The organism is Coprococcus sp. AF99-45, from assembly GCF_027663865.1.
In the GTDB taxonomy this organism is placed as follows: Bacteria; Bacillota; Clostridia; order Lachnospirales; family Lachnospiraceae; genus Allocoprococcus; species Allocoprococcus comes.
Map to the genome: position 1 here is coordinate 114,186 of NZ_JAQDGZ010000005.1, position 23,921 is coordinate 138,106.

At 42.9% G+C, this 23,921-nt stretch carries 20 protein-coding genes; all 20 read left to right on the top strand.

Features of this window, described 5'->3' with window-relative positions:
* Positions 1–236: 236 nt before the first annotated feature.
* The 20 genes from uvrB (at position 237) to PGR14_RS06070 (ending at position 23,905) form a co-directional block, all read left to right on the top strand.
* Positions 237–2,222 carry an excinuclease ABC subunit UvrB gene (gene uvrB / locus PGR14_RS05975; RefSeq protein WP_270223147.1) on the top strand — a complete coding sequence of 662 codons (1,986 nt, stop codon included), beginning with the start codon at positions 237–239 and terminating at the stop codon, positions 2,220–2,222.
* A gap of 27 nt (positions 2,223–2,249) precedes the next feature.
* Positions 2,250–5,090: an excinuclease ABC subunit UvrA gene (uvrA, locus tag PGR14_RS05980; protein WP_008374560.1), complete on the top strand. Its 2,841-nt coding sequence runs from the start codon at positions 2,250–2,252 to the stop codon at positions 5,088–5,090.
* Between the two features lie 97 nt (positions 5,091–5,187).
* A complete protein-coding gene (locus PGR14_RS05985; protein ID WP_055157310.1) occupies positions 5,188–6,177 on the top strand; it encodes a rod shape-determining protein in 990 nt (329 codons plus the stop codon).
* Between the two features lie 61 nt (positions 6,178–6,238).
* On the top strand, positions 6,239–8,461 hold the full coding sequence (recD2, locus tag PGR14_RS05990) for an SF1B family DNA helicase RecD2 (RefSeq protein WP_008374564.1): 2,223 nt from the start codon (positions 6,239–6,241) through the stop codon (positions 8,459–8,461).
* Positions 8,462–8,499: 38 nt separating this feature from the next.
* On the top strand, positions 8,500–9,240 hold the full coding sequence (locus PGR14_RS05995) for a ComF family protein (protein WP_022220307.1): 741 nt from the start codon (positions 8,500–8,502) through the stop codon (positions 9,238–9,240).
* Positions 9,241–9,294: 54 nt separating this feature from the next.
* The gene (locus PGR14_RS06000; RefSeq protein ID WP_117836238.1) at positions 9,295–9,690 is read left to right on the top strand and encodes a hypothetical protein; all 396 of its coding nucleotides are present in this window, start codon (positions 9,295–9,297) and stop codon (positions 9,688–9,690) included.
* Positions 9,690–10,856, top strand: a complete 1,167-nt coding sequence (locus tag PGR14_RS06005; protein WP_173685498.1) for a hypothetical protein — start codon at positions 9,690–9,692, stop codon at positions 10,854–10,856. The genes PGR14_RS06000 and PGR14_RS06005 overlap by 1 nt, the downstream gene beginning before the upstream one ends.
* Before the next feature lie 55 nt (positions 10,857–10,911).
* Positions 10,912–11,799, top strand: coding sequence for a diadenylate cyclase CdaA (cdaA, locus tag PGR14_RS06010; RefSeq protein WP_008374575.1), 888 nt, complete (start codon positions 10,912–10,914; stop codon positions 11,797–11,799).
* Between the two features lie 58 nt (positions 11,800–11,857).
* The gene (locus tag PGR14_RS06015) at positions 11,858–13,057 is read left to right on the top strand and encodes a CdaR family protein (RefSeq protein WP_172676574.1); all 1,200 of its coding nucleotides are present in this window, start codon (positions 11,858–11,860) and stop codon (positions 13,055–13,057) included.
* Entirely contained in the window at positions 13,047–13,310 is a 264-nt protein-coding gene (locus PGR14_RS06020) for an HPr family phosphocarrier protein (protein ID WP_022220312.1), read from the top strand. Before PGR14_RS06015 ends, PGR14_RS06020 begins: the two co-directional genes overlap by 11 nt.
* A gap of 7 nt (positions 13,311–13,317) precedes the next feature.
* Positions 13,318–14,499: a MerR family transcriptional regulator gene (locus PGR14_RS06025; protein ID WP_055246632.1), complete on the top strand. Its 1,182-nt coding sequence runs from the start codon at positions 13,318–13,320 to the stop codon at positions 14,497–14,499.
* Between the two features lie 247 nt (positions 14,500–14,746).
* The gene (gene rfbA / locus PGR14_RS06030; RefSeq protein WP_055156554.1) at positions 14,747–15,643 is read left to right on the top strand and encodes a glucose-1-phosphate thymidylyltransferase RfbA; all 897 of its coding nucleotides are present in this window, start codon (positions 14,747–14,749) and stop codon (positions 15,641–15,643) included.
* 19 nt (positions 15,644–15,662) lie between these two features.
* On the top strand, positions 15,663–16,682 hold the full coding sequence (rfbB, locus tag PGR14_RS06035) for a dTDP-glucose 4,6-dehydratase (protein WP_055156571.1): 1,020 nt from the start codon (positions 15,663–15,665) through the stop codon (positions 16,680–16,682).
* A gap of 22 nt (positions 16,683–16,704) precedes the next feature.
* Positions 16,705–17,646 (top strand): dTDP-4-dehydrorhamnose reductase, encoded by a 942-nt coding sequence (rfbD, locus tag PGR14_RS06040; protein WP_055246630.1) that lies wholly within the window; start codon positions 16,705–16,707, stop codon positions 17,644–17,646.
* A gap of 16 nt (positions 17,647–17,662) precedes the next feature.
* On the top strand, positions 17,663–18,274 hold the full coding sequence (gene rfbC, locus PGR14_RS06045; protein WP_055156550.1) for a dTDP-4-dehydrorhamnose 3,5-epimerase: 612 nt from the start codon (positions 17,663–17,665) through the stop codon (positions 18,272–18,274).
* Positions 18,275–18,428: 154 nt separating this feature from the next.
* Positions 18,429–19,340, top strand: coding sequence for a nucleotidyltransferase family protein (locus PGR14_RS06050; protein WP_055246628.1), 912 nt, complete (start codon positions 18,429–18,431; stop codon positions 19,338–19,340).
* Between the two features lie 18 nt (positions 19,341–19,358).
* On the top strand, positions 19,359–20,303 hold the full coding sequence (locus PGR14_RS06055) for a glycosyltransferase family 2 protein (RefSeq protein ID WP_055246627.1): 945 nt from the start codon (positions 19,359–19,361) through the stop codon (positions 20,301–20,303).
* A gap of 7 nt (positions 20,304–20,310) precedes the next feature.
* Complete coding sequence (locus tag PGR14_RS06060; protein WP_055156544.1) at positions 20,311–20,727, top strand: GtrA family protein; 417 nt, start codon at positions 20,311–20,313, stop codon at positions 20,725–20,727.
* Between the two features lie 5 nt (positions 20,728–20,732).
* Positions 20,733–21,527 (top strand): glycosyltransferase, encoded by a 795-nt coding sequence (locus tag PGR14_RS06065; protein ID WP_270223150.1) that lies wholly within the window; start codon positions 20,733–20,735, stop codon positions 21,525–21,527.
* 32 nt (positions 21,528–21,559) lie between these two features.
* Entirely contained in the window at positions 21,560–23,905 is a 2,346-nt protein-coding gene (locus tag PGR14_RS06070) for a GH25 family lysozyme (RefSeq protein WP_082424172.1), read from the top strand.
* Positions 23,906–23,921 lie beyond the last annotated feature (16 nt).

The following is a 23,921-nucleotide window of genomic DNA, read 5'->3' on the forward strand; positions in this document are numbered from 1 at the left end:
ATATAATAGGGACTGTTACAAGAACAAACAGTAAAAATATGACAGAACCGGAGCCTGGTATCATCAGGTATTTCCGAGTGCTGTTTTATCCGCAAATATGAATTTTGTGACTTTTATTCGTAACGAGACAAAAATGACCTCTATTCGAGACAAAAATGGGCATTTCGTTACGAATCTGATTACGAATTTTTGGCTGATAGTGATCGTACTAAAAGTCACAAATGGAGGAATTTACCATGAATGAGTTCAAATTAAAAGCCCCATACGAGCCAACCGGAGACCAGCCACAGGCGATTGCAGAGCTTGTAAAAGGGTTCAAGGAAGGCAATCAATGCCAGACTTTACTAGGGGTTACGGGTTCTGGAAAAACTTTTACGATGGCAAATGTGATTCAGCAATTACAGAAGCCGACGCTTGTCATCGCTCATAATAAAACACTTGCAGCTCAGTTATACGGAGAGTTCAAGGAGATGTTCCCCGATAACGCAGTGGAATATTTTGTCTCCTACTACGACTACTACCAGCCGGAAGCTTATGTTCCGTCATCCGACACTTACATTGCCAAGGACTCTGCCATCAACGATGAGATCGACAAGCTCCGCCACTCTGCGACAGCAGCGCTTTCTGAGCGGAATGATGTCATTATTGTGGCAAGTGTGTCCTGCATTTACGGACTGGGTTCGCCGATTGATTACAAGGAGATGGTGATTTCACTTAGACCGGGCATGATCAAAGACAGGGATGAAGTTCTGAAGAAGTTGGTTGAGATCCAGTATGACCGCAATGATATGGATTTCAAGCGTGGAACGTTCCGGGTGCGAGGAGATGTGGTTGAGATTTTCCCGGCGTATTCGGAAAAAATTGCATACAGAGTTGAATTTTTCGGTGATGAGATAGACAGAATAACAGAGATTGATACATTGACCGGTGAAGTGTTGAATGTGATCGGGCATGTGGCAATTTTCCCGGCATCTCATTATGTAGTGTCCAAGGAGAATATGGAGCGTGCCATCGGGGAGATTGAAGAAGAACTGGAGCAGCAGATTCGTTATTTTAAAGGGGAAGATAAGCTTCTGGAAGCACAGCGTATTTCTGAGAGAACGAATTTTGATATAGAAATGATGCGAGAGACAGGATTTTGTTCCGGAATTGAAAACTATTCGAGGCATCTGACCGGGCAGAAAGCAGGAGAGCCGCCATGTACATTGATTGACTATTTTCCGGATGATTTTCTGATCATGATCGACGAGTCGCATAAGACGATTCCACAGATTGGAGCCATGTATCACGGCGATCAGTCGAGAAAGACAACACTGGTAGATTATGGATTCCGTCTGCCATCGGCAAAGGATAACAGACCGCTCAGCTTTGGGGAATTTGAAAGTAAGATTGACCAGGTACTGTTTGTATCGGCGACACCGGGAGAGTACGAGGAGTCTCATGAACTGCTGCGGGCAGAGCAGGTAATCCGACCGACAGGTCTTCTGGATCCGGAAGTAGAAGTGCGTCCGATCGAAGGACAGATTGATGATCTGATCAGTGAGGTAAATAAAGAAACAGCGAAGAAGAATAAGGTACTGATCACAACGCTGACAAAGCGTATGGCGGAAGATCTGACCGATTATATGCGGGAGCTTGGCATTCGTGTGAAATATTTACATTCGGATATTGATACTCTGGAAAGGACAGAGATCATCCGGGATATGCGTTTGGATGTATTTGATGTACTGGTTGGAATTAACCTGCTTCGAGAAGGTCTGGATATTCCGGAGATCACACTGGTAGCGATTCTGGATGCGGACAAAGAAGGTTTTCTGCGTTCGGAAACTTCATTGATCCAGACCATTGGCCGTGCGGCGAGAAATGCAGAAGGGCATGTTATCATGTATGCGGATAACATGACGGATTCGATGCGGATGGCGATTGATGAGACGATGCGCCGTCGTGAGATTCAGATGAAATACAATGAAGAACATGGAATCACGCCACAGACGATCAAGAAGTCGGTGCGTGATCTGATCAGTATTTCAAAGAAGGTTGCAGCAGAAGAGATGAAGCTGGAAAAAGATCCGGAATCCATGAGTGCGGCAGAGCTGGAGAAGCTGATCAAGAAGCTGGAAAAGCAGATGAAGAAAGCGGCAGCAGAGCTGAATTTCGAGGCGGCAGCAGAGCTGCGTGATAAGCTGATCGAGCTGAAAAAGCATTTGAATGAGACGGAGTAAAGCGAAGAGATAGAAGAGGAAGAACAGATGGCTGAAGAAAAGAAAGAACTGATAAAGATCAGAGGTGCGAACGAGCACAATCTGAAGAATCTTGATGTAGATATTCCGAGGAACAAACTGGTAGTACTGACCGGTCTCAGTGGTTCCGGCAAATCATCCCTTGCATTTGATACAATTTATGCAGAGGGACAAAGACGATATATGGAATCTCTGTCTTCTTACGCAAGACAGTTCCTTGGGCAGATGGAGAAGCCGAATGTAGAAAGTATTGAAGGGCTTTCACCGGCGATTTCCATCGACCAGAAGTCTACGAACCGCAATCCGAGATCCACAGTCGGAACCGTGACGGAGATTTACGATTATTTTCGACTGCTGTATGCAAGAATCGGGATTCCGCATTGTCCGAAGTGTGGAAGAGAGATCAAGAAGCAGACGGCAGATGAGATGACCGATCAGATCATGGCACTTCCGGAAGGAACAAAGATCCAGCTGATGGCACCGGTTGTGCGGGGGAGAAAAGGAACCCATGTCAAGCTTCTGGACAGAGCAAAGAAAAGCGGTTATGTCCGTGTAAGGATTGACGGAAATATGTATGAGCTTTCCGAAGAAATCTCATTGGACAAGAATATAAAACATAATATTGAGATTGTTGTAGACCGTCTGGTTGTCAGACCGGGGATTGAAAAAAGACTTGCAGATTCCATAGAAAGTGTATTAAGTCTTGCGGAGGGGCTTCTGGTTGTGGATGTGATCGGAGGGGAACCGCTGAATTTCAGCCAGAATTTTGCCTGCCCAGACTGCGGAATCAGTATTGATGAGATCGAGCCGAGAAGCTTTTCATTTAACAATCCATTTGGTGCCTGCCCGGTATGTTTCGGACTCGGATATAAAATGGAGTTTGATGAAGACCTGATGATTCCGGACAAATCACTCAGCATCAATGAAGGAGCAATCGTGGTGACAGGATGGCAGTCTTGTACCGATAAGAGCAGTTTTACTCATGCGATTCTGGAAGCACTCTGCAAGGAATATCATTTTGACCTGGATACGCCGTTTGAACAGTATCCGAAAGAAATCCAGGATGTTTTACTTCGTGGGACTAATGGAAAAGAAGTCAAGGTCTATTATAAAGGACAACGCGGGGAAGGAATCTATGACGTTGCATTTGACGGACTGATCCGGAATGTGGAGCGAAGATACCGTGAAACGGGATCGGAGACTATGAAAGCAGAATATGAGAGTTTTATGCAGATCACACCTTGCCGAGAATGTGGCGGACAGCGACTGAAAAAGGGCGCACTTGCGGTAACGGTCGGAGATAAAAATATTTCAGAAGTAACAGCAATGTCGATTGAACGGCTTCAGCGGTTTATCAGCAGTCTGGAACTGTCAAAGACGCAGCAGATGATCGGCGGACAGATATTAAAAGAGATCAAAGCGCGCCTGCAGTTTCTTTTGGATGTGGGTCTGGAATATCTGACACTTGCCCGTGCAACAGGAACTCTTTCCGGTGGAGAAGCACAGAGAATCCGGCTTGCGACGCAGATCGGTTCCGGTCTTGTGGGTGTGGCTTATATTCTGGATGAGCCAAGTATCGGTCTGCACCAGAGAGATAATGACAAACTTCTCGCAACACTCAAGCATCTCCGTGATCTTGGAAATACACTGATCGTGGTTGAGCATGATGAAGATACCATGTTTGCGGCAGACCAGGTAATCGATATCGGACCGGGAGCCGGAGAACACGGTGGAGAACTGGTTGCCCAGGGAACGGCACAGGAGATCATGAAAGTAGAACGGTCGATCACAGGTGCATATTTAAGCGGAAAGATCAAGATCCCGGTTCCGGAAACCCGCGCAGTTCCGACCGGCTGGATCAAAGTTGTAGGTGCAGCAGAGAATAACCTGAAAAATATTGACGTGAAGTTCCCACTTGGCGTGATGACCTGTGTAACCGGCGTATCAGGTTCCGGTAAGAGTTCATTGGTGAATGAAATCCTTTACAAGAGTATGGCGAAAAAGCTAAACCGTGCCCGTGTGATTCCTGGAAAGTATAAGCGGATTGAAGGACTGGAAATGCTGGACAAAGTGATCGACATTGACCAGTCTCCAATCGGAAGGACGCCAAGATCCAATCCGGCGACATATACCGGAGTATTCGACCTGATTCGGGATCTGTTTGCGGCAACCGCGGATGCGAAGGCGAAAGGCTATAAAAAAGGAAGATTCAGCTTTAACGTCAAGGGCGGACGCTGTGAAGCGTGTAGCGGAGATGGAATCATCAAGATTGAGATGCATTTCCTTCCGGATGTATATGTGCCGTGTGAGGTATGCGGCGGAAAGCGCTACAACCGTGAGACACTGGAGGTAAAATATAAAGGAAAAAGCATTTATGATGTTCTGAATATGACGGTAGAAGAGGCGCTTCATTTCTTTGAAAATGTACCGAGTATCCGTAGAAAAATGGAGACACTTTACGATGTAGGACTTTCTTATATTCGTCTTGGCCAGCCGTCTACAACCCTTTCCGGCGGTGAAGCACAGCGGATCAAGCTTGCAACTGAACTGAGCCGGAGAAGCACTGGGAAGACAGTGTACATTCTGGATGAACCGACAACCGGACTTCATTTTGCAGATGTGCACAAGTTGACGGAAATCCTGCGCAGACTCGCGGCAGATGGCAATACGGTTATCGTGATCGAACATAATCTGGATGTGATCAAGACAGCAGATTATATTATCGATATCGGACCGGAAGGCGGTGACAAGGGGGGCACAGTTGTTGCGTGCGGTACACCGGAAGAAGTGGCAGAAAACCCGAATTCATATACAGGAAAATACATCAAAATGATGCTGGACAGAAAATGATACAGAAATCTTAAAAAATCCTGAACTTGAAAAAAAAGACTTCCTATTTATTAAAGATTTGATTATAATAAGGTGAGTATGTGAAAGGGGAATCGTGATGTCAATAGATTTAGGAATTGATTTAGGAACAGCAAGTATCCTCGTTTATGTGAAAGGAAAGGGAGTTGTACTGAAAGAACCTTCAGTCGTTGCCTTTGACAGAGATACCAATATGATAAAAGCAATCGGTGAAGAAGCAAGGCTGATGCTTGGAAGGACACCGGGGAACATTGTTGCGGTAAGACCTCTCAGACAGGGCGTTATTTCCGATTACATTGTCACAGAAAAAATGATCAAATATTTTGTTCAGAAAGCACTGGGAAAGCGTACATTTAAGAAGCCGAATATCAGTATCTGTGTGCCAAGCGGTGTTACAGAGGTTGAAAAAAAGGCAGTAGAAGAGGCTGCTTTTGCAGCCGGTGCGCGGGAAGTACATTTGATTGAGGAACCGGTTGCGGCGGCAATCGGAGCCGGAATAGATATTTCAAAACCATGCGGCAACATGATCGTGGATATCGGTGGTGGTACATCCGACATTGCGGTGATTTCCCTTGGAGGAACTGTTGTGAATACATCATTAAAAGTTGCAGGTGATGATTTTGATGAAGCAATCGTCCGTTATGTCCGGAAAAAGCACAATCTGCTGATCGGAGACAGGACAGCAGAAGACATCAAGATCAAGATCGGAACGACATATCCTCTTGTAGAAGATGAATCAATGGAAGTAAGGGGACGAAATCTGGTAACAGGATTGCCAAAGACGGTTACGGTAACGGCTTCTGAGACCGAAGAAGCACTGCATGAGACTACAAGTCAGATCGTCGAAGCGGTCATTGGGGTTCTGGAGAGAACACCGCCGGAACTTTCCGCGGATATTCTGGATCGTGGAATTGTACTGACAGGTGGAGGTGCGCTGCTTCGCGGGCTGGAAGAACTGATCGAAGAAAGGACAGGCATCAATACGATGACAGCGGAAGACCCGATGAAGGTTGTTGCAATCGGTACCGGTCAGTATGTGGAGTTTATGAACGGAAAAAAAGATTTCTAGTGATAAGCACATGAGAAGGCTGTTTCTGTAGAGAGACAGCCTTTTTAAAAAGGAAAAAAGTATGGAAACAGTAAAAGGTTACGTAGAACACATTGTATTTCGCAATGAAGACAATGGATATACCGTATTTAATTTGAATAATGATGATGGCGATCTGACCTGTGTCGGAAACTTTAACTATTTATCAGAGGGAGAGCTGGTTGAGGTGAACGGAGAATATGTGGTTCACAGTGTATATGGAACACAGCTCCGAGTGCTGAATTATGAGATCAAAGCACCGGAAGATCTGCTTTCGATTGAACGCTATCTGGGATCAGGGGCGATCAAAGGGGTTGGTGCATCTCTTGCCGGCAGGATTGTGAAAAAATTCAGGGAAGACACCTTCCGGATCATCGAAGAAGAACCAGAAAGACTTGCGGAGGTGCGTGGGATCAGCGAACGTATGGCAAGAGAGATCGCTGTACAGGTAGAAGAGAAAAAAGATATGCGGAAGGCAATGATCTATCTTCAGAAATTTGGGATTTCGACGACACTTGCAGCAAAGATTTATCAGTTTTACGGTCCGAAGACCTATCAGGTACTGGAAGGAAATCCATACCAGCTTGCAGATCAGATTCAGGGGATCGGATTTAAGATCGCTGATGAAATCGCAACGAAGATCGGCATTCATTCAGACTCGGATTTCCGTATCCGGAGTGGTATTTTTTATACCTTACAGCAGAGTGTTGCCGAAGGGCATGTCTATCTGACAAAGGACGTGTTGCTTCGTCGGGCATCTGCACTTCTGGAAGTGGAGATTAAGGATATTGAGAAATACCTGATGGATCTGTCGATGGAAAAGAAAATCGTACTCAAAGAATCTGAAGAAGGTCTGCGGGTATACGTGTCCCACTTCTATTATCTGGAACTCAATACCGCGAAAATGCTGCATGATCTGAATCTTGAATATGAAGAAGCCAATGTAGTGATCGAAAAAAAGATCCATCAGATTGAAAAAGAAGCCGAAATGCAGCTTGACGAGAAGCAGGAAAATGCGGTCATGGCGGCTGTGCGGAATGGAATTATGATTCTCACAGGAGGTCCTGGAACCGGAAAAACGACGACGATCAATGCTATGATCGAATATTTTCACAGTGAGAATATGGAAATTATGCTGGCAGCACCAACCGGGCGTGCCGCAAAAAGAATGACAGAGGCAACCGGATGGGAAGCGCAGACGATCCACCGGCTTCTGGAGGTGAACGGTAATCCGGAGGAGGATGAGAACCCGAACCGGAACGGATTTGCAAGAAATGCAGATAATCCACTGGAAACCGACGTGATCATCATCGATGAGATGTCTATGGTAGACCTGCCTCTGATGAATGCACTTCTTACCGCAATTGTACCGGGGACAAGGCTGATCCTGGTAGGGGACTGTAACCAGCTTCCATCAGTAGGCCCGGGAAGTATTTTGAAGGATCTCATCGCATCGGAATGTTTTCCGGTTGTCATGCTGACCCGGATTTTCCGACAGGCACAGGAGAGTGATATTGTGGTAAATGCACATAAGATCAACCGGGGAGAACCGGTTCTTTTGGATAATAAAAGCCGGGATTTCTTCTTCTTGAAAAGACAGGATCCGAATGTGATCATCAGTGTTCTGCTGACACTGATCCAGAAGAAGCTTCCCAAATATGTCAATGCAAAACCATATGATATCCAGGTACTCACACCGATGCGGAAAGGACTGCTGGGAGTGGAAAGGCTGAACAGTATTTTGCAGGAGTATTTGAATCCACCGGAGCCGGGAAAAGCGGAAAAAGAATATGGCGATCACAAATTCCGCGTGGGCGACAAGGTGATGCAGATCAAGAATAACTATCAGCTTGAATGGGAGATCACAACCAAGTATGGACTGACGGTGGATAAAGGGATGGGGATTTTTAATGGCGATATGGGAATTGTCACCGAGATCAATACATATACTGAAACACTGGAAGTTGAATACGATGAAAAGAGAAAAGTAAAGTATCCGTTTGAATTGCTGGAAGAACTGGAGCTTGCCTATGCGATCACCATTCACAAGTCGCAGGGAAGCGAATATCCGGCGGTTGTCATCCCTCTTCTGAGCGGACCGAGACAGCTGTTTCACAGGAATCTTCTTTACACGGCAATCACAAGAGCCAGAAAATGTGTGACAATTGTCGGAAATGACCAGACCTTCCAGGAGATGATCCGGAATACCAATGAACACAACCGGAATACCAGTCTGGCAGAACGGATCCGGGAGTTCTGCGGATAGTTACACAGAAAATGTAGAAAATCAAATCCGAAAAGTGGATGGAAAACTTAAAAAAGGTCAAAGAAACAATTCTGGAACTAATTTATCCCTCAAAATGTCCGTTTTGTGGAGAAATTGTAAGTGCAGGAAAGAAACATTCTACGGAACACAATGGAATCTGCAAGGCGTGCCGTGAAAAACTTCCTTATATTGGTGAAGTAAGATGCATGTGCTGTGGAAAGCCTTTGACAGATCCGGCTGAAGAATATTGCTATGACTGTACCAGGCAGAAGCATCTTTTTGTTGATGGCAGAAGTCTCTGGGTGCATAAAGATGCAGTGGAAAATGCAGTTTATGCAATGAAATATCAGAACCGGAGGATTTACGGACAAACGTTCGGAAAAGAAATGGCAGAGCATTTTCTTCCTTATCTATGGGAAAGAAAGATCACCTTGATCGTGCCGGTTCCGCTGCATTCCCGGCGAAAAAGAAAGCGGGGATTTAATCAGGCAGAAATTGTAGCAAAGGTATTATCAGAAAATACCGGAATTGCTATGGATGCAGGTGCTGTTAAGAGAATTAAGGCGACTAGTCCTCAGAAAGAGCTGGGCGATAAAGGGAGAAAACGAAATATCAGGGGAGCATTTGCAGTGCAGAAAAATGTAAAAGGAGAAAATATCGTTTTGATCGACGACATTTATACGACAGGAAGTACCTTAGACGAGGCGGCGAGAGTGCTTAAAAAGGCAGGAGCCGAAAATGTATACTTTTTGACGGTAAGTATTGGACAAGGAATCTGATATTTGTTATACTGAAAGTAATGCATATACGAATAAAACGTATGAGGTGACAAAATGTTAAATGAAAGCAAAGTTAAGCTGATGACAAGGATGGCGATGTACGAAAGCAAACAGGGAGAGGAAGATTTTAAGATCAGTTCTTATTATAAGAAAGATTACCGGAGCTTTCACACCATTGCTACGATCATATGGGTCACGGTCGGCTATGCTGTTGCAGTGGGAATCGGAGTTATTGCTTTTCTGGATGAACTGATGAAAAATCTGAATATGCAGTTTCTTGTGATGCTTGCGGCAGCTGTGATAATTGGATATCTGGTACTTGTTATTTTTTATGGAATCGTTGCTTCCCATTTTTACGGAACCAAACATGAAAAAGCAAGAAAGCGTGTGAAACAATTCAATCACGATCTTACAAGACTGAACAGAATGTATGAAAGGGAGAAACGATAATGAATGATCTGATAGTATGGAGAGATAAATTACAGGAATTATACGCGATGAAATCAATCTATATTGATAAAGCTGTGCAGTTTGTTCTGGCACTGGTTACATTTCTTATGATCAACCAGAATATTGGACTGATGAAAGCGGTGGCGACACCGGTTGTAGCGGTGGCACTGGCAGTGATCTGCACCTTTCTTCCACCGGTTGTAACGGCGTATGTGGCGGCAGGACTTGTAATTGTGCATCTGTTCAAACTGTCTATAGGAGTGGCAGCGGCAGCGGCACTGATCTTTGTGGTAATGTTTATCTTTTACTGCAGATTTACTCCGAAAAAGGCACTTCTTCTGCTGGTCACACCGGTAGCATTTATGCTTCATGTTCCGTATGTGGTGCCGGTTGCCTGTGCGCTTGTACTTGGACCGATTTCAGCAGTACCGGTTGTATTTGGAACGATCATTTACTATATGATCGAATGTGTGAGAACTTCGGCAACAGCGATCACCAGTGCGGATGGAATTACCAGGCAGATTTCGCTGTTTGTGAAGACGGTATTCCAGGATAAGACTCTGTGGATCACTGTGATCGCATTTATTATCTCTATTTTTGTGGTGTATACAGTGCGCCGGCTTTCGGTAGATCATGCGTGGAAAATCGCAGCAGCATCCGGTGCGGTTGTGAATATTGTTGTAATTGTGATCGGAGATATTGTATTCGATATACATACCTCTTATAATATGCTGATCATTGGAAATATTGCAGCAGTCGTGATTGGTTTTATCATGGAATTTTTCCTGTTCTCGGTGGATTATTCCAGAACAGAACGTCTTCAGTTTGAGGATGATGAATATTACTATTATGTAAAAGCCATCCCTAAGATTTCGGTGACAGCTCCGGAGAAGACGGTCAAACATATCAATGAGCGGAAAGAAACAGGTGAGATTGCGGGAACAGAGCCGGAGAGAAGACAGAGGTCGAAGAGTGGGCAGACGGAAAAACCGGCAGTACGCAAAACAAAAACGGTTTCTAAGGTAAAACGGCCAAAGAGTCCGGCAGTTCAGCGACCGACAAGAGTTGGGGGCAATACAGATGAAATCCTTCTTGCACAGAGCCTGAAGGAAGAACTGGATATTCAGAGCATTGTGGAAAATGAACTGAATAGCGATAACAAATAGGGAAATATTATAAAAACAGGGGTATAAATAACGGATAGAAAAAGGGGGTACACTGTTGAACACAGTATTAACACAGGTTTTAAAAGAATTTGTATCAGAATCGTGGTACTTCCCGCAGATCCGGGTAGTAGATGCTGTTGAGATACTGATTATTACATTTTTATTCTATCAGATTATTCTCTGGATAAAGAATACAAAAGCCTGGATGCTGCTGAGGGGGATTCTGGTTGTTGCATTGTTTATTCTGGTGGCTGCAGTTTTTAAAATGTATACGATTTTGTGGATTGCACAGAATTCACTTCCGGTCATGGCAACCGCAGTCGTGATCATTTTCCAGCCTGAGCTCAGAAGAGCATTGGAAAAACTGGGGGAAAAACAATTTGTTCCCAATATGGTGGCACTGGATAAAAGAGGAAAAGATAATGTACGTTTCAGCCAGAAAACGATCGATGGAATCGTAGAAGCATCCTTTGCGATGGGAGCAGTGAAGACAGGAGCACTTATCGTCGTAGAGCAGGCAATCATGCTGACAGAATACGAGAGCACCGGAATTGCGCTGGACTGTATTGTATCACCGCAGGTATTGATCAATATTTTTGAACACAACACACCACTTCATGATGGTGCAATCATTGTCCGTGGAGACAGGATCGTATCAGCGACCTGCTATCTTCCATTGTCAGACAATATGGGAATCAGTAAGGAGCTGGGGACCAGACATCGTGCAGCAGTCGGAATGAGTGAGGTGAGTGATGCTCTGATCGTCACCGTATCAGAAGAGACCGGGTATGTATCTGTAGCGATGGGAGGACAGCTTGTGCGCAATGTTACACCGGAATATCTGAAAAAACGTCTGGAATCTATCAGTAAGAAGAGTGTGGAGATCGGACGTTTGAAAAAAATATGGAAAGGATGGAGATCGCATGAAAAGGGCGTTGACTAAAAACTGGGGTCTTAAGTTGTTGGCATTTGTATTCTCTGTCCTTTTATGGATAATTGTTATGAATATTGAAGATCCGGTGGACGAACGGACATTTTCCGGAATCCAGGTGACAGTGACACATCCGGAAATCGTAACAAATCCGGGCAATACATATCAGATTCTGGATGACAGCAGGACGATATCCGTAACAGTAAAGGCAAAACGTTCTATTTTAAATAAAATTAAAACTGATGATATCAGAGCAACAGCGGATATGAAGAATCTGGATGTCAGAACCAGATCCCTGATCCCGATCGATATATCGATCCCTTCTTATGCAGGAAGGTTTGAGGCGACTGCCAATCCGATCAATCTGCGAGTAAGCATTGAACTTGGAAAATCAGAGACTTTCCCGATCACTGCAACCAGTTCGGGAACACCGAGAGACGGATATCAGGTGGGTGAGCTGAAAGCAAATCCGGAGAAGATTAAGATCAGCGGACCAGAATCAGTAATCGATTCAATCGACAAGGTGGTAGCACTTGTCGATGTTTCAGGACAGTCTAAAGATGAGGAAAAAGAAGCAGAGCTGATTCTTTATGATAACAATGGAAAGATCGTAGATTCGACACAGATTGAGAATAACCTGGGAGACGAAGGACTGAAGGTAAAAATCACCATGCTTCAGACAAAGAGTATTCCGGTAGAATTTGATACTTCACTGATCGGTACTGCGAGCGGATATCATTTCAGCGGAATCAGTATCCAGCCGGAAAGCATTCAGATCGTAGGCACAGAGGAGCAGCTGGAAACGGTAGATTCTATTGAAATTCCGGCAGAAGAGCTGGCAGAAGATGGTCTGGACCAGACAATAGAGAAGACAGTAGATATCGCCAATTATCTTCCGTACTGGGCAAAGACAGACCAGGACAGCGCAGGAGGCGTACCGATCGTTATAAAGATCCAGGTAGAGAAATTCGGAACTAAGACAGTTGAATTCCCATACAATTCCATTGCGCTGCTGAATGCACCAAAGGATTACAAGGTGTCATATGCAGAACAGGGCGATCTGGAAATTGTTGTGCGTGGTTCTAAAGAGGATCTGGATGATTTTACTCTTGAAAAAGGAAGTGTGTCAATCAATCTGAACGATTGCAAGACAGCGGGAACCTATAATGTTCCGATCCAGGTTACACTTCCTGACGGAATTGAACTTGAAGATACGATCAATGTACAGATCACATTGACAAAGAGCAGTGGAGGAGAAAATGATCAGTAAAAAGGTAACGATCAAAAATCCGACGGGATTGCATTTGAGACCGGCAGGACTTTTCTGCAAGATGGCACTGGAATATGAAAGTAAGATCACTTTCCGATATCGCGAATCGGAAGGTAATGCGAAAAGTGTGCTAAGCGTGTTGGGGGCATGCATCAAGTCCGGTGATACCATTGAGATCGTGTGCGAGGGGAAAGATGAGAGCAAGGCACTTGACGCTATGGTAGAATTAGTGGAAAGTGGGATTGGAGAGTAAGAGATAAATGAAAAAAGAGGGATTTTATTCATCGGGAGAATTTGCCCGTATGGCACATGTCACCGTGCGTACCATCAGATATTATGACAGCCATGATATATTAAAACCGTCTTTTGTAAATGAATCAGGAGCTCGTTTTTATACAGATGAGGATTTCACAAGACTTCAGCAGATACTTCTGCTGAAGTTTTTGGGTTTTTCGTTGAATGATATCAAAAATATGACTATCGGAGATATGGATTATCATTTTTTGTCAGATTCGCTGGAAGTACAATTAAAACTGGTTCGTGATAAGATCGAACAATTGCAGCTGGTTGAAAAGGCAATTGAAGATACTTCCGGTGAGATCAGAGAGTATCATACGGTAAACTGGAACAAAATGCTGGAACTGATTCATCTTACAGGAATGGAAAATGCGGTAAAGAAGCAGTATCAAAATGCCACCAATATTGCTTCCCGAATCCGCCTGCACCGATTATATTCGGTAAATAAAGAGGGATGGTTCCCCTGGATCTATCGAAATCTTGAATTGAAAAATGGACTGAAGGTTTTAGAAATCGGTTGTGGAAACGGAATGCTCTGGAAAGAGAATATACAGAAAATACCAGACAGCATCAGCATAACACTTTCTGACCTGTCCGAGGGTATGTTAAGAGATGCCAGAAGAAACATCGGTCAAAAGGATAAGAGATTTGAATTTGAAATCCTAGATGCAGAAAAGATTCCCTTTATGGCAGAAACCTTTGATCTGGTGATTGCCAATCATATGCTGTTTTATTGTGAAGATCTGAGTCAGACCTGCAGGGAAGTGGCAAGAGTATTAAAGAAATTCGGAAGATTCATATGCAGTACCTATGGAAAAAAACATATGAAAGAAGTAAGTGAGCTGGCAAAAGGATTTGACAATCGGATTGTACTGTCAGCTGACAATCTGTATGAGAAATTTGGGAAAGAAAACGGAAAAGAAATCTTGAAACCATATTTTCATGAAATTTCGTGGCAGGAATATAAAGATAAGCTGGAAATTCAGGATGCAGAACCGTTGATCGCATATATCCTTTCCTGCCATGGCAATCAGAATCAATACATCTTGAGCAGATACCAGGAGTTCAGAGATTATGTAAAACAAAAAGCTGGCAAAGGATACGATGTGACAAAAGAAGCAGGCATTTTTGTCTGCAGGAAATAAACAGTGCAAAAATGTCTGCCTCTATCTTGAGAACAGGATAAATAATATTAGGATAAATCCGGTCAAGAGGCTAGACTTCTGAAATCAGGATCTCCAAAAAAGTATATGCTTTAATCTAGAGTCTTTAAGGATATCATAAAAAAATACTTGAAGGTAACGTAACGTCATCTTTTATAATAGTAATTGTAAATAATAGAACTAAATTGCTGCATACAGACAAGATCGTGTACAGAGAGGAGAATTTTAGATGAAAGGAATCATTCTTGCAGGTGGATCAGGAACAAGACTTTATCCATTAACTATGGTAACATCGAAACAGCTACTTCCGATTTATGACAAACCAATGATTTATTATCCAATGTCAGTGCTTATGAATGCGGGGATCAGAGATATTCTGATTATTTCGACACCTGCAGATACACCGAGATTTCAGGATCTGTTAGGAGATGGACACCAGTTTGGCGTAAATCTTCAGTATGCTGTACAGCCAAGTCCGGATGGACTGGCACAGGCATTTATCATAGGAGCAGACTTTATTGGTGATGAGCCGGTGGCAATGGTTTTAGGAGATAATATTTTTGCCGGACATGGCTTGAAGAAGAGATTAAAAGCCGCAGTAGAAAATGCAGAAACAGGAAAAGGGGCAACCGTTTTCGGATATTATGTAGATGATCCGGAACGTTTTGGAATTGTAGAGTTTGATAAGAATGGAAAAGCTGTCTCTATTGAAGAGAAGCCGGAACATCCAAAGAGTAATTATTGTGTAACAGGTCTTTATTTTTACGATAACCGTGTTGTTGAATACGCAAAGAACTTAAAACCAAGTGCAAGAGGAGAACTGGAAATCACAGATCTGAACCGCATTTATCTGGAAGATAACAGCTTGAATGTGGAACTTCTTGGACAGGGATTTACCTGGCTTGACACAGGAACCCATGAATCACTGGTAGATGCAACGAATTTTGTAAAGACAGTAGAGCAGCATCAGCATAGAAAAATTGCGTGTCTCGAGGAAATCGCATATCTGAACGGATGGATTTCAAAGGAAGAAGTTCTTGAAGTTTATGAAGTTTTAAAGAAAAATCAGTATGGACAGTACCTGAAAGATGTATTAGATGGAAAATATCAGGAACATTTGTATTAAGAAAGATGAGGAAATAAGAATGACGATAATTGTAACCGGAGGAGCCGGATTTATAGGAAGTAACTTTGTATTTCATATGCTGGAAAAATATCCTGACTATCGAATTGTATGCGTAGATAAGCTGACATATGCAGGAAACTTATCTACTTTGGCACCGGTCATGGATAATCCGAACTTCCGTTTCTGTAAGATTGATATCTGCGACAGAGAGGCAATCTATCAATTGTTTGAAGAAGAACATCCGGATATGGTTGTAAACTTCGCAGCAGAATCCCATGTAGACCGTTCTATTGAGAACCCGGAAGTATTCCTTGATACTAATATCAAAGGAACTGCTGTTATGATGGACGCCTGCCGTAAATATGGAATCCAGAGATATCATCAGGTAAGTACAGATGAAGTATATGGTGATCTTCCGCTGGACAGACCGGACCTTTTCTTTACAGAAGAAACACCGATCCACACAAGCTCTCCGTACAGCAGTTCCAAGGCAGGAGCAGACCTTCTGGTTCTTGCTTATCACAGAACCTATGGACTTCCTGTAACCATCAGCCGTTGCTCCAACAACTATGGCCCATATCATTTCCCGGAAAAACTGATTCCGTTGATGATCGCCAATGCATTAGCTGATAAGCCGCTTCCGGTTTATGGAGAAGGCTTAAATGTACGTGACTGGTTATATGTTGAGGATCATTGCCGTGCCATCGACCTTATTATTCATAAAGGACGTGTCGGAGAAGTGTACAATGTCGGCGGACATAATGAAATGAAGAATATCGATATCGTAAAGATCATCTGTAAAGAACTTGGAAAACCGGAAAGTCTGATCACACATGTAACCGACCGTAAAGGACATGATATGCGTTACGCCATCGATCCGACTAAGATCCACAATGAACTTGGATGGCTTCCGGAAACCAAATTTGAAGATGGAATCAAAAAGACCATTCAGTGGTACTTAGATAACAAGGAATGGTGGGAGACAATCATTTCCGGCGAATATCAGAATTACTATGAAAAAATGTATGGCAACAGATAAGAATAGTAGGAGCGATAGTCGAATGAAAGTATTTGTAACAGGTGTGGCAGGTCAGCTTGGCCATGATGTCATGAATGAATTGAAAAAAAGAGGCTATGAGGGCATCGGTTCTGATCTTGCACCGGAATATGCGGGAGTGCAGGACGGAAGTGCTGTTACCACAATGCCATATGTTCCTTTAGATATTACAGATAAAGAAGCAGTAGAAAAAGTTCTCACAGAATGCAGACCGGATGTTGTGATCCACTGTGCTGCATGGACTGCGGTAGATCTTGCAGAAGATGAGGATAAGATGGGAAAGGTTCGTGCTATCAATGCCGGAGGGACAGAAAATATTGCAAAGGTTTGCAAAAAGCTTGACTGCAAGATGGTTTACATTTCCACAGACTATGTATTTGACGGACAGGGAACAGAACCATGGCAGCCGGATTGCACTGCTTATAAGCCCCTGAATGTTTACGGACAGACAAAGCTGGAAGGTGAGCAGGCGGTCAGCAGCAATCTTGAACGCTACTTTATCGTTCGTATTGCATGGGTATTTGGAGTAAATGGAAAGAACTTTATTAAAACGATGCTGAATGTAGCGAAGACTCATGATACGCTGAAGGTTGTAAATGACCAGATCGGTACCCCGACATATACCTATGATCTGGCACGTTTGCTGGTGGATATGATCGAAACCGACAAATATGGTTATTATCATGTGACAAACGAAGGCGGCTATATCAGCTGGTATGATTTTACTAAGGAAATATTCCGACAGGCCGTAGAGATGGGAAGAACAGAATATGCCGAGGATGCTGTGAAAGTGCTTCCGGTTACAACGGAAGAATACGGAGTTTCCAAGGCAAAACGACCGTTCAACAGCAGATTAGATAAGAAGAAGCTGGTGGAAAATGGTTTTGTACCTCTCCCGACATGGCAGGATGCTTTGAAGAGATATTTGAAAGAAATTGAGTTCTAGGTAAGGAGCGGAAAAAATGGGACAGATTAAAGTAGAAAAAAATGCGGGTGGAATCGAAGGACTTTGCGTGATCGAACCAACCGTACACGGTGATGCGCGCGGATATTTTATGGAGACATACAATCAGAAAGATATGGAAGAAGCAGGACTTACAATGACCTTTGTACAGGATAATCAGTCTTCTTCTACCAAAGGAGTACTCAGAGGTCTGCATTTTCAGAAACAGTTTCCTCAGGGAAAACTGGTCCGTGTTGTAAAAGGAAGCGTTTTTGATGTCGCTGTGGACTTGAGAAGCGGATCCGAAACCTATGGGAAATGGTTTGGAGTAGAACTGACAGAAGAAAATAAAAAACAGTTCTATATTCCGGAAGGATTCGCTCACGGATTCCTGGTGTTATCTGACCTGGCAGAATTCTGCTACAAGTGTACAGATTTTTATCATCCGGGAGATGAAGGCGGACTTGCATGGAATGATCCGGAAATCGGCATCGAATGGCCGGAGCTGACGGGAGAATATCATGGTACAGCAAGCGGCGAAGGTTATGCATTGACAGATGGAACCAAACTGAATTTAAGTGAAAAAGATGTATTATGGAAAGGTTTGAAAGATACCTTCCGATTTGAATAACAGGAATACTTATCCTCGGCACGAGTTGTGCCGGGGATTTTCATTTTATGAGAAAAATCTTAAAAAAAAGGAAAAATGTTTTAATTGAACCTTGTATGTGTTATAATCAGAGGTAAATGTTAAAATTTTGCTATATACAAATGGAGGAATTATTATGAATAAAGCTACATTAGTTGTTATGGCAGCTGGGATTGGAAGCAGATTTGGCGGTGGCATTAAGCAGTTAGAGCCGGTAGGACCAAAGGGCGAGATCATTATGGACTATTCTATTTATGATGCAATACAGGCAGGTTTTGATAAAGTTGTTTTCGTTATCAGAAAAGACTTGGAGGAAGATTTCCGTAGAATTATCGGAGACCGTATCGAGAAAAAAATCAAAGTCGAGTATGCTTTCCAGGAGGTGGATGATATACCGGCAGAATATAAAGAAAAGTTTGCCGGAAGAACGAAACCTTGGGGAACCGGTCAGGCCATTTTATGCTGTAAGGATGTAGTAAAAGAACCATTCCTTGTAATAAATGCGGATGATTATTATGGAAAAGAAGCTTATGTAGAAGCTTTTCGTGAACTGACGAAGGAAGAAGAAAAGTCAGACAAGATGCAGATCAGCATGGTAGGCTTTGTTCTTAAGAATACATTGAGTGAGAATGGCGGTGTGACACGAGGAGTCTGCAAGGTGGATGAGAACCAGATGCTGACCAAGATCGTGGAAACCTCCAATATCGTGAAAACAGAAACAGGTGCCGCAGTTTTAGCTGATGGAAAGGAAGAAATCATTAATGCGGATACTCCGGTTTCTATGAATATGTGGGGACTTACACCAGAATTTTTTGGTATTTTAGAGAGTGGTTTTGCTGAATTCCTTGACAAACAAGAAGCAGGCAATCTGAAAGGAGAATATCTGCTTCCGACCATTATCGGAGATCTTCTGGAAAAAGATCAGGTTTCGGTAAAAGTGTTAAAATCCCATGACAAGTGGTTTGGGGTTACCTATAAAGAAGACAAAGACCTTGTCGTAAGAGAAGTAAAAGCTCTGATAGAAAAAGGGCTATATCCAGAGAATTAAGGAAGAGGAAAAGAATAAATGGGTGATGTATTATATATAGTAGTTCCTTGCTACAACGAAGAAGCGGTTCTTCCGGAAACGCAAAAAGAACTGGGCAATAAGCTGGAAACAATGATTACAGCTGGTGCTGTTTCCGAAAAGAGCAGAATTATTTTTGTAGACGACGGATCAAAAGACAAAACATGGGAACTCATCGAAAAATATCACAGTGAGAATCCGAGAATTGGCGGTGTCAAGCTGGCACACAACAGAGGTCATCAGTTCGCAGTTCTGGCCGGTCTTATGACAGTAAAAGATCTGTGTGATATGGCGATTACCATGGATGCGGATCTACAGGATGACATCGATGTAGTAGACAAATTTGTTGAAAAATACAAAGAAGGTTGTGAAGTTGTATATGGAGTCAGAAATTCCCGTGCAACGGATACGTTCTTCAAAAAAACGACTGCAGAAGGATTTTACAAGATCATGCAGGCGATGGGAGTAGACATCGTATTTAACCATGCAGACTATCGACTGATGAGTAAAACCGTATTAGATGCCTTATCTGAATATAAAGAAGTAAATCTGTTTCTGCGTGGAATCGTTCCACTGATCGGATACAAAAGCGATACCGTAGAATATGCAAGAAAAGAACGTTTTGCCGGAGAATCCAAATATCCGCTGAAAAAAATGCTTGCCTTTGCTATTGATGGAATTACTTCATTCAGTATTAAACCAATCCGTCTGATCACAACTCTCGGTGTAGGAGCCTTATGCGCCAGTGCGCTGATGATCATCTGGTTTATTATCGGAGCAGTCAGAGGAAACACAGTTTCGGGCTGGGCAACCATCGTTATTTCCATCTGGCTTTTTGGAGGACTCATCTTATTAGGTCTGGGCGTTGTCGGAGAGTATATTGGAAAGATTTATATGGAAGCAAAAGGAAGACCACGCTTCAGAGTAGAAAAATTCTTAGGGTAGAAGTAGAATGCGGAAATTAAAAGAATTATGGGATAAAATCGGAGTCCAGTTTATTAAATTTGGCATGGTAGGAGTAAGTAATACGGTTGTTTCACTGGCAACTTATTATTTGTTTACATTTTTTGGTGTGCATTATCTCATCGCGAATGCACTTGGATTTGTGACAGGAACGCTGAATGCATATTATTGGAACAGCAAATTCGTATTTAAAGAAGAAGCAAAAGAGAGTGGCAATAAAAAAGAATCCCTGGTAAAAACCTATATTTCTTATGGATTCAGCTTCATCCTCAGTACTCTTTTACTTTATTTACAGGTAAACATCCTGGGAATATCACAGGCTGTGGCACCGATTATCAATATTATGATCACAACGCCGATTAATTTTTTGATGAATAAATTTTGGACATTTGCTAAGAAGGGATAAATGGAATGGAATATCAAAATACAGATCACACATTTGCAGTGTGTGCATACAAGGAATCGCCGTACCTGGAAAGCTGCATCAAATCGCTTGTAAACCAGAAGGTAAAAAGTAATATTATCGTTTGTACGTCGACACCTTGTGAGTTTATCGAGAATATGGCAAAAAAATATGACATTCCCTATTATGTAAGGGAAGGAAAGAGCGATATTTGTGATGACTGGAATTTTTCTGTTGCATGTACAAAAACGAATTATGTGACAGTTGCGCATCAGGATGATGTGTATAATGAACATTATGTGGAAGAACTTTTGAAACATATTCCGGATGAAAAGATGTCGATCTTTATCGCAGATTATCTGCCTCTGAAAGGCGGAAAAGCCGGAAAACGAGATATAAACAGTAAGCTTCGGAAGTTTTTGAGACAGCCTATGAGATGTAAAAAACTTGCTGCCTCAAAATGGTGGAGAAGAAGGATTCTATCTCTGGGAAACAGCATCTGCTGTCCGGGAGTTACCTATAATAAAAGTGTGGTAGGACTTCCAATCTTTACTTCCAAGATGAAGTTCTGTATTGACTGGGATACTTTTTTGAAATGTGCAGAGATTAAAAATTCACATTTTGCTTATTGCGATACACCTATCATTTATTATCGAATTCATGATGGGGCAACAAGCAAGGAATTTATCGTCGATCACAGAAGAATCAAAGAAGATACCGATATGTTTAATAAATTCTGGCCTTCTTTTTTAACAAAGATCATTATGGTTTTTTACAAAAGGGCTTATGATACTTACAATTAGGAACAGACAGTTTAGAATGACGGAGTAAGTAAATGAAAATAAATAGAATATTTGTAGTGCTGATGGCAGTAATTTTTATAGGAAGTCAGCCAATGGCAGTTCTGGCAGAAGATGTGTCAAATGAAATAGAAGATGTATCAAACGAAACAGAAGAGCTGCTAAATGAAACGGAAGATGTAGCAAATGAAACAGAGAATGTATCAGATGAAGCAGAAACTGTTTCAGACGAAACAGCAGAGAGTGCAGGACTGAGGGATCAGAGCGGATTTGTGGAGAACAGTTTCCGATATTCCAACGGACAGCCGATCCAAAAGAGGTCAGCCAGTGCATATGCCATCAGTGATACATCGAATGCCTATAAAAAAATCAACGGCGTTTGCTATAATTCACAGGGAGAACCGGTTGAGGGGGCAATCGGAAAGGTCATCGACGTGAGTGAACACAACCAGGATATTGACTGGGAAAAAGTAAAGAACTCAGATATCGATTTTGCAATTCTCCGTGTTGGATATGGAAATGATGTTTCTTATCAAGATGATAAAAAATGGCAGTATAACGTATCTGAGTGTACAAGATTAGGAATTCCTTTCGGAGTTTATATCTATTCTTACGCTGAGAATACAACGGAAGCCGAAAGTGAAGCGGATCACGTACTGCGACTGATCAAGGGATACAATCTGGCATATCCGGTGTATTATGATCTGGAGGATAACAGCCAGGTCAGCCTTGGAAATGCCACGATCCAGAAGTTTGCTGAAACCTTTTGCAATAAGATCAGCAATGCAGGATATCAGGTGGGTGTGTATGCGAATCTGAATTGGTGGAACAATTATCTGACAGGCAGTGTCTATAACAACTGGCATCGCTGGGTGGCACAGTATAATTATCAATGTGATTATAACGGGAATTATGATATGTGGCAGTGCACCAGCAAGGCACAGGTGGATGGAATCAGTACAGATGTGGATGTCAGCTTTTACTATGGCAATCTGTTAAGTGATGCAGATGTGAATACACCGGTTGTAGAAGTAGGTGATACCGACCTTATCAGCTATTGTGCAAATATTCAAAATGATGGCTGGACAGACTGGAAGAAAAACGGGCATACCCTTGGAACAATCGGAAAGAGCCTGCGTCTGGAGGCACTGAAAATCCAGACAAACAGCGAAAATCTAGGAGTAAGTTATACCGGACTTGTGGCTGGGTATGGATGGACTGATGAAGTTCAAACCGGCGCAATGCTTGGCACAGAAGGCCAGAGCAGAGCTCTGGAGGCTATTAAACTTAATCTGACCGGAGATGATGCAGAGAATTACGATATTTATTACCGGGTACATAGCAGTAATTTTGGCTGGCTTGGCTGGGCGAAAAATGGAGAGAAAGCCGGAACAGAAGAGTATGGCTATGCGATAGAGGCAGTACAGATTGCTGTTTTGCCAAAGGGAAGCGCTGCTCCTGGAGAAACGGCAGATGCGTATCATTTTAACGAAGAGTGGAATAAACCGTCAGTTAAATATACCGCCCATGTGCAAAATGTCGGTTGGCAGCCGACTTGCTGCAATCAGGAAACAGCAGGAACGATCGGGAAAAACCAGCGTCTGGAAGCTTTGCAAATAAGTTTGTCTGGTCGTGGATTTTCAGGAGACATTCATTATAGTACCCATGTGGAAGATATTGGATGGCAATTAGAAGTTTCAAATGGAGAAATGGCAGGGACAATCGGACAGAATAAGAGGATTGAAGCAATAAAAATCTGGCTGACCGGTGAGATAGAAAAGGAATATGATGTGTATTACCGCGTCCATGTCCAGAACTTTGGCTGGCTTGACTGGGCGAAGAATGGAGAAATTGCAGGAACGGTTAACTATGGTTATCGGATGGAAGCAATAAAGATTGCTCTGGTTCGTAAAGACGGAGAAGGGCTGACACCGGTAGGAACTTCCTCAAAAACCTTTGATACCCAGGCTGTTTACAGTGCCCATGTTCAAAATATTGGCTGGCAGGATGAGGTCTATAATGGAGAGACGATCGGAACCGTTGGTCAGGGACTCCGCATGGAGGCTTTGAAACTGGATTTATATAAGCCATTGTATTCGGGAGAGGTTACCTATAGCGCCCATGTTCAGAATATTGGCTGGCAGGACTGGAAAAAAGATGGCGAGATATCCGGTACAGTCGGAGAAAAACTCCAAATGGAAGCGGTTAAGATAAAACTGACCGGTGAGATGGCGGATCATTACGATATTTATTATCGTGCACAGGTTGAAGAACTTGGCTGGCTGGATTGGGTAAAAGATGGAAAAGAAGCCGGGACTACAGGCAAGGGATACAGACTGGAATCCTTGGAGATTAAACTTGTGCCGAAGACAGAAGGATAAAAAGAAGCATAAGGAA